The organism is Acinetobacter lwoffii, from assembly GCF_024129595.1.
Taxonomy (GTDB): Bacteria; Pseudomonadota; Gammaproteobacteria; order Pseudomonadales; family Moraxellaceae; genus Acinetobacter; species Acinetobacter lwoffii_O.
Window position 1 is genome coordinate 1 of the sequence record NZ_JAMXXS010000063.1, and the last position, 6745, is coordinate 6745.

At 36.5% G+C, this 6745-nt stretch carries 9 protein-coding genes; 7 read left to right on the forward strand and 2 right to left on the reverse strand.

Features of this window, described 5'->3' with window-relative positions:
* From NI466_RS15315 to NI466_RS15325, 3 genes are all read left to right on the forward strand, one after another.
* Positions 1–321, forward strand: a 321-nt coding sequence (locus tag NI466_RS15315; RefSeq protein WP_253173969.1) for a hypothetical protein, incomplete at its 5' end; no start/stop codon positions are given.
* 27 nt (positions 322–348) lie between these two features.
* Complete coding sequence (locus NI466_RS15320; protein WP_253173970.1) at positions 349–873, forward strand: plasmid replication DNA-binding protein; 525 nt, start codon at positions 349–351, stop codon at positions 871–873.
* A gap of 34 nt (positions 874–907) precedes the next feature.
* Entirely contained in the window at positions 908–1396 is a 489-nt protein-coding gene (locus NI466_RS15325; protein WP_253173971.1) for a hypothetical protein, read from the forward strand.
* Between the two features lie 283 nt (positions 1397–1679).
* On the opposite strand, the gene NI466_RS15330 is transcribed toward NI466_RS15325, so the two are convergent.
* The gene (locus NI466_RS15330; protein WP_253173972.1) at positions 1680–1985 is read right to left on the reverse strand and encodes an HNH endonuclease; all 306 of its coding nucleotides are present in this window, start codon (positions 1983–1985) and stop codon (positions 1680–1682) included.
* Positions 1986–2161: 176 nt separating this feature from the next.
* Here NI466_RS15330 and NI466_RS15335 point away from each other — a divergent pair, with 176 nt between their 5' ends.
* Complete coding sequence (locus tag NI466_RS15335; RefSeq protein ID WP_253173973.1) at positions 2162–2761, forward strand: recombinase family protein; 600 nt, start codon at positions 2162–2164, stop codon at positions 2759–2761.
* 199 nt (positions 2762–2960) lie between these two features.
* Positions 2961–3974 carry a YagK/YfjJ domain-containing protein gene (locus NI466_RS15340; RefSeq protein ID WP_253173974.1) on the forward strand — a complete coding sequence of 338 codons (1014 nt, stop codon included), beginning with the start codon at positions 2961–2963 and terminating at the stop codon, positions 3972–3974.
* A gap of 863 nt (positions 3975–4837) precedes the next feature.
* On the opposite strand, the gene NI466_RS15345 is transcribed toward NI466_RS15340, so the two are convergent.
* Positions 4838–5047, reverse strand: coding sequence for a hypothetical protein (locus NI466_RS15345; protein ID WP_017401256.1), 210 nt, complete (start codon positions 5045–5047; stop codon positions 4838–4840).
* 409 nt (positions 5048–5456) lie between these two features.
* Here NI466_RS15345 and NI466_RS15350 point away from each other — a divergent pair, with 409 nt between their 5' ends.
* The gene (locus tag NI466_RS15350; protein ID WP_253173975.1) at positions 5457–6380 is read left to right on the forward strand and encodes a replication initiation protein; all 924 of its coding nucleotides are present in this window, start codon (positions 5457–5459) and stop codon (positions 6378–6380) included.
* Positions 6381–6516: 136 nt separating this feature from the next.
* Positions 6517–6745 (forward strand): hypothetical protein (locus tag NI466_RS15355; RefSeq protein WP_253173976.1); only part of this gene is annotated, 229 nt, incomplete at its 3' end.

The window sequence follows — 6745 nt, forward strand, 5'->3', positions numbered from 1 at the left end:
GGTTTAAAAAGTGTAGAAAACTTTGATGTATCCCCTAGAGGTTATATGGATTTAAGATTTGAATATGATCGACTTATTTCATCAATTTCCCTCAATTGTTTGACTAAAGAATATTCTATCTGGGATGAATCCTATTTTAAGGATTATGAAAGTGTTGGAAGTAATACCTTTAACAGTTATATCTCATGGCGTACGTTAGATGATGATCTTTCCTATAAGATCCATAATGAACATGGTTTTAAGGAAATGTTTGATAAAGTTTGCTTAATGTACGAATATAAAAATAAACGTAACGTTACTAGTAGCCCTAAATTATTTTAAAAGTAAGCCAATCATGAAAATTATAAGATGAAAGCATTATCGGTAATAGAACTTTCTAAGCTGTATGGCATGAACCGCCAAAGCATCTATAAGCGTATAAACAAAGGCGATTTAAGTAAGAATAGTGGCGGTAAGATTGACCTTGCCGAAGCTATCCGTGTCTTTGGTGAACCTTCACAGCGAAGTAGTCAAAACGTCACGTTACAGTCACAGGCGACACAGAAGTCGGCAGAACTAGACATCATGCGACAACAAGTGGACATGCTTCAAAAACAACTTGAACTTGCACAAGAGCGTGAACAATTCCAACGTGAAGAACTAAAGGCAAAGAACGAGCAGATCGAATCCCTACAACGGTTGCTTGGCGCCCCAAAGACAGCAGAACAACCACAACAGACGGAACAGGTACATGAGCCGGCACCTGAACCAATACAACAGACACCGCAACCAATGCCAGAACCTAAGCCAATCATTAAACAGCAACAGCGTGAACCTGAACCACAGAAACGCCGTGGCTTGTTTGGTCGTGTGATACGTGCGGTATTGGACTAATACAAAATAAGAGAAAATTTCTCATGGGAGAATAATGGAAACTTTTTTACTTATAGCAGTTGTCTTGATTGTACTTTACTTATTAATTTCTAGATATTTTAGAAGGCACAACCAAGCGACTGAAAGAACTTTGAGAACTATTGGGGAGTGGATTATTTTGGCACAAAGCGTTTCTAGTTCAGAGAAAGACGTTATGTGCTATAGCTTGATACTGCAATCAGGAATGATGTTAGATAAACTTCAGGTAATTGAGCATTCTAAATTTAGAGAAATTGTTACTATTGAAGGTTTTAGTAATACAAATTTTGTTTATATGGTATTGAATGCAGCACTTACTACGCTTCCTGATAATTGGATTAAGGAAATGGCGATTCCTAACAACCAGGCTAGGGTATTCTTTGCTCAGTGTTTAATAGCTCTTATGGAAAGAGGCATATCTGATCACCAAGGAATAGAATTGATTAGAGTTATTGCAGAAGAATCTCGTCGAGAGGTGCTTGAATGGAAGATTCCAACTTTTTGAGGAAGTAAAAATGACTATTAGCATAGAGCATGCAAACAGGTTAAGAGAGGAATGGGCTGCGAAAGGTAGTCCGTTATGTGATCACCCTAAGTTACTAAAAGAAAAAGAACCATTGGGAAGGGATACAGGGGATTACACTTGTAATATATGCGGGGAAACTCAATGGGGACGAGATTGGAACAAAAGCGAAAAGACAGATAATCCTGAGTGAATGAATGGGCAGAACTACCTACTCAATTTGATTTCATGCACGTAGATGCTTCACCAAAACTAAAAAACCCGCCTAGTTGCAGGTTTTTAGTGCCACCTTCACCACATCTGCAATAGTTTCGGAGGTAATTCCACGTTTACGGGTATTCTCGGAATGAAACCAAATGGTTAATTCTTTATTGCCTTTTGACGCATTACAGCCAACACAACACAAAGCGATGTTATCTAAGCCTGTAATCGTAATATCGTTGATAATATGTTCCCATGATCGTTTCTTAGATCTTTCGGTTCCAAATTCGGAACCGCAATAGACACAGCGTTGATCACGTTCCAAAACTAATCTTTCAATGTTTTTCGGTATTCCCCAAGCATTAGCCAAAATTGTGTACCTCAGTATTTCTTAGAATATTCCAAATTATATTACCTATCAAAGAACTATAGGCAAAAGAGAAAATATTAAATGATAAAATAATCTATCTTTAGACTTTCAATTGTAATTAAATGATAGTATTATCATTAGACATTGAATTATAAGTCTTTAAGATAGGTTTAAATATGACAGTCCGTATTTATGTCAGAGCATCAACGAAAGACCAGGACGCAGAGAGAGCACTTAGTGACTTGATTAAGTTCAGCAATGATTACGGTTCTGAATATATTGAATATATAGAAAATGAAAGCGGGACTAAATTAAATCGCCCTATCCTCACAAAACTTCTGAACGAATCAAATCAAGGCGATATTCTTTTAGTTGAATCAGTAGACCGCCTTTCACGATTAGAACAATCAGACTTTGAAATTCTTAAGCAACAAATTAAGGGTAAAGGTCTGCGCCTGGTTGTTGCAGATCTACCGACAACGCATGTTGTTAATAGTGGAATGACAGGAGAAATTTTGAATGTCATTAACAGCATGTTGATTGACTTACTTGCCACTATGGCGAAGTTAGACAACGATAAACGTAGAGAACGGATTAAACAGGGACTAGAGCGTTCAGGTTATAAACCGACAGGAAAAAAAGCAAATACAGCTAAACACACCCGCATCAAGCAACTGCTTGATGCGGGTGATATGACCAAGGAAGAGATAGCTAAAGCCGTAGGTGTAGGGGTGGCTACGGTGTATAGGGTCAAGGCCCAAGCTGAAATTCATTAAGCTGTTGATAATAAAAAATATACCCCTAACTTTTTAGGGTGAAAAGTGAGCAAAACCCCCCGTCTATAGAGAACACTTAAGAGCATTCTCTATGTGACTTACAGGGGCTTTGCTTACATCAATTATTTGTTTTAAATCTTTGGCTATTGGGTTCTATACCAATACACTCTGCCGTATAGATTTATAGATGTGATGCAAAATGGCTAAACCAACTAAAGATGATTACCTGGAGTTTTATGGTGGTTTAACTCAGTACGGTTGTTATTTGAAAGAAGTTTTTAAAAAAGAAAAATCACAGGGTATAGGACTAGGTATAGGATCTTCTTTAGAGCTATTAGAAAACGTAGTTTTAATCGAAAAGCAGCTCAGACTACTAGACAGCGATAAATCCGAAAAATTGAATGTAACTACGTATAAGGCGTTACTTGATGCGAAAGAGGCTAATTACCTACTTAAGGAATATTTTCCTTTTAGTACATTTTCGCCGTATGTAGAAATTTTCTTGAAAGTAACAGGAGAAATGCAACAGAGTAGTTTACTAGAAGTTTTGAAGGCACTTAAATTAGCACTAGGTCAGGAAGAAAATAAGAAGAACATGGTCAGAAGCCGTAAAAATGACCGTGAAAAACAAGAGCAGCTATTACGCTATATCAAATCATTATTCATAGCTTCACCTAGCCTTTTGGTTGTTGATCTTGATGTAAGTTATGTGGATGAATGGGACTATAACCAGCCGTTAAAGATGCTCCCAGAATCCACAGACCAACAGGTTCAAAAAGAAGAGAGCGTTAGAAGGGAGCGTATAGAGAAAGTTCAACATGAAAGAAATGAATTAATCACTCAGTTGAAGAAGAAATATAAAAAAGACTTAGTAGGCTATATCTGGAAATTAGATTACAGCATAGAAAAGAATTTTCACTACAACATGATTTATTTCTTAGATGGTGAAAAATATCAAAATGATATTGAGATAGCTGATTCTATTGGCAAACTATGGACGAGTGTTACAGAAGCGAAAGGGATATATCTCAGCAAGAATCTACGCAAGTATAAAGGCGTAGGTTTAATTAAGCATGATGAATTAGATAAAAGAAAAAGTCTTGAAAGCAACGTCTTGTATCTGGTTAAGACAGAATACTTTATCAAAATGAAGCTAAAAAGCGAAGGTGGTCATAAGCTGCATACATTTGATAGGGGCCAGACCCCTAAATAAGGTCAATCGAAAAGATCTCAGATATACACTATCTAAGAAAAGTAATTTTTGACAGATAAGACCTATATATTATGTAGGGGATCCACCTTTCTTTCGGAATAATTATTTTGGGGGAAAGGGGGCAAAACAAGTGAGATTACGAAGTAATCTCTTTCCTTAGAGATATATATATCTATATATATATCGGTTGATATATATCATCTCTACTAGAGAGATGAGCAGTTCTAATAACTAAGAAGAGCTAAGGTCTACAAGAACCTTAGCTCATTACCTCTATGAAATACTTTATAAAACCTATCTAACTAGTAATGCTTACTAATAAGCAATAAAGAGAATCCGAAATAACGAATTTAGAAGAATCCACAAAAGAGACTAGGGATTTATAGGGCTTACGTCCTAATAAGTCGTAGGGCGCAAATGGTGAGCATCTAGAGCATACAGAGTCTGAAAAAGTATTTGATCTATTAGGTTATTCAACTGAGAATTTGAAGATATTAGACAATGCTCCTGTTTTAGATAGAGACTATATCTACAAGATTCGTTTCTCAACAGAAGAAAGACCTGGTGAAGCATGTACTTTCGAATTCGATAAAGCATTCCTATACACCAAAACATTTTGCCGAAAACTCGATGCTAGCAATATTCTAGATTTTTAATAACTAAAAAGAGCTAGGGGCTTGTAGCCCCTAGCTCTTTTAAATTCTTTATATTAGTCAATATCAATAATTCTATTTCAAAGTACTTGGCTATCGACTATCTCGTTTTAAAAGGAAATATAGAATAATCCAACCTATAGGCCCTGCTAAAAGAAGGGCACCATAAATCATTAATTTAACTATAAAAGCTGCTAGTTCTGCCATTTCTTAGTAACCACGATCACGTAGAATCTTTCGAGCTATATTTTTCTCAGTCTGACCTGGACCAAAGAAACTATCATCTTTGATAATTTTCTTTAGTTGATCATCTGATTTAGATTCCAATCGTTCAATCATTTCTCGTTGTCTTCGTTGCTGTTCCTTTATGCCATCATTGACCGCAGAAGCTGCTTTAGAAACTTTATCAAAAAAACTCATACCTATACCCCTATTAAACATTGTTTTATTAGAAAGAAAATTTATAAGAGAAGACTAGAATTAAAAGGAAAAAAAGAAAAGATAGTAGCGACACAAAAAGACGCAATAAGATGGATTTAATAAAGAATAGCTACCAAATTAACTAGGTATAAAGTAAAACGGCGTTAGAACGCAAATGGTGAGCATCTAGAGCATATCTGAATGCAATTAGCGGATACTTCCTCTTCCTTCTTACAACTACATGAAAACTGTGGTAAAACTAACGCAAATGAAAAAACCCGACGACTTAGAAACTTGGCGGAATCGAGTCAATCGGGTTTGTATTCTTCAACAACAATTAGGGGTTTAATCCGTCTTGCGTCTGTGAACCATTCTACAGGTACAGGCGGATTTCTCAAGCGTTAGAAGCATGGAAACCGCAAAAAATTACACTAAACAACAGCTTGATCTGTTTGAAAGCCTACCGAATAAGCCGTATTGCATGGACGAAGTCCCTGGATACACTTTCATTCGCACAAAAGCTATTGCAGTCAAAAAGCCATATATCCAAGTAAACCCGCCACTTATGACGATTTACTTTGTCTTTGATGATGATAAAGAAAACTCTGCTTTATCCTGGTTTGATGCAAATTTGCCTGCACCGCTTTGGACTACTCAAAATGCAGATAATGGTCATTGTCACCATTGCTACAAATTAGAGATACCACTTTGTACAAGTGAGTTTGCCAGTATCAAAGCAATCAAGTACGCACAATCAGTCTATTATGCTTATGCACTCAAGCTAGGCGCAGATCTCAGCTATTCCCAATTAATTACCAAGAATCCCTTACATCCTAAATGGCGTACAACCTTTTGGACTAAAAGAGCATATTCGCTTGATTACCTTGCTGACTTTGTAGATCTACCAAAGAAGTTACCTAAGAAACTAGAAGTTGTAGGCCTGGGACGTAACGTGACAATGTTCGAAAAGGGGCGTCATTGGGCGTATAAAGCGATTAGAGACTATATGCACCATAACTCTAGCTATGACTGGGAAAAGGCTGTTAAGGCGCAAATAGAAGCGATTAATAATAGTTTTGAACAACCATTACCATATAGTGAAGTAAAAGCTACAGCTAAAAGTATTGCTAAGTGGGTATGGCAACGGTTTAGCTATGGTGATTTCAGTGAGATACAAGCAAAACGTGGCTCTAAGGGAGGGAAAGCTAAAGGTGAGGCTTATGCAGTCAAACGTGAGCAAGCTGTTAAGCTAAAGCAATTAGGTTTAAGTTATTCTGAAGTTGCAAAACAATTAGAAGTATCCAGACGTGCTGTAATTGGGTGGTGCAAATAGCCTTATCAGATAACAGCTTTTTTATCTTTTAAAAGGGGTCTTTATTGTGAAGTTTTTTCTTCTTCTTTTTTTGTTGATTCCTTCGTTAGCGTTCTCGGAAAAGTTGAAGTTTGCAGTTAATGATTCCAGATCATATATGAAAGTTTTTTCTGACTCACAGAGAAGCATTTATCTTATTAAAGATATTATCTCGGGTGATGTTTTTTATCCTGATAATGCTCAGTCTACTGGTCTTGGAGGTTTACGTCTCTTTGTCTTGATTGATGAGCATGATGGTTTAAAAAGTGTAGAAAACTTTGATGTATCCCCTAGAGGTTATATGGATTTAAGATTTGAATATGATCGACTTATTTCATCAATTTCCC

Coding starts and splice junctions, on each gene's coding strand:
- NI466_RS15320 (WP_253173970.1), top strand. CDS start 349: ATGAAAGCATTATCGGTAATAGAACTTTCTAAGCTGTATGGCATGAAC.
- NI466_RS15340 (WP_253173974.1), top strand. CDS start 2,961: ATGGCTAAACCAACTAAAGATGATTACCTGGAGTTTTATGGTGGTTTA.
- NI466_RS15335 (WP_253173973.1), top strand. CDS start 2,162: ATGACAGTCCGTATTTATGTCAGAGCATCAACGAAAGACCAGGACGCA.
- NI466_RS15325 (WP_253173971.1), top strand. CDS start 908: ATGGAAACTTTTTTACTTATAGCAGTTGTCTTGATTGTACTTTACTTA.
- NI466_RS15345 (WP_017401256.1), bottom strand. CDS start 5,047: ATGAGTTTTTTTGATAAAGTTTCTAAAGCAGCTTCTGCGGTCAATGAT.
- NI466_RS15350 (WP_253173975.1), top strand. CDS start 5,457: ATGGAAACCGCAAAAAATTACACTAAACAACAGCTTGATCTGTTTGAA.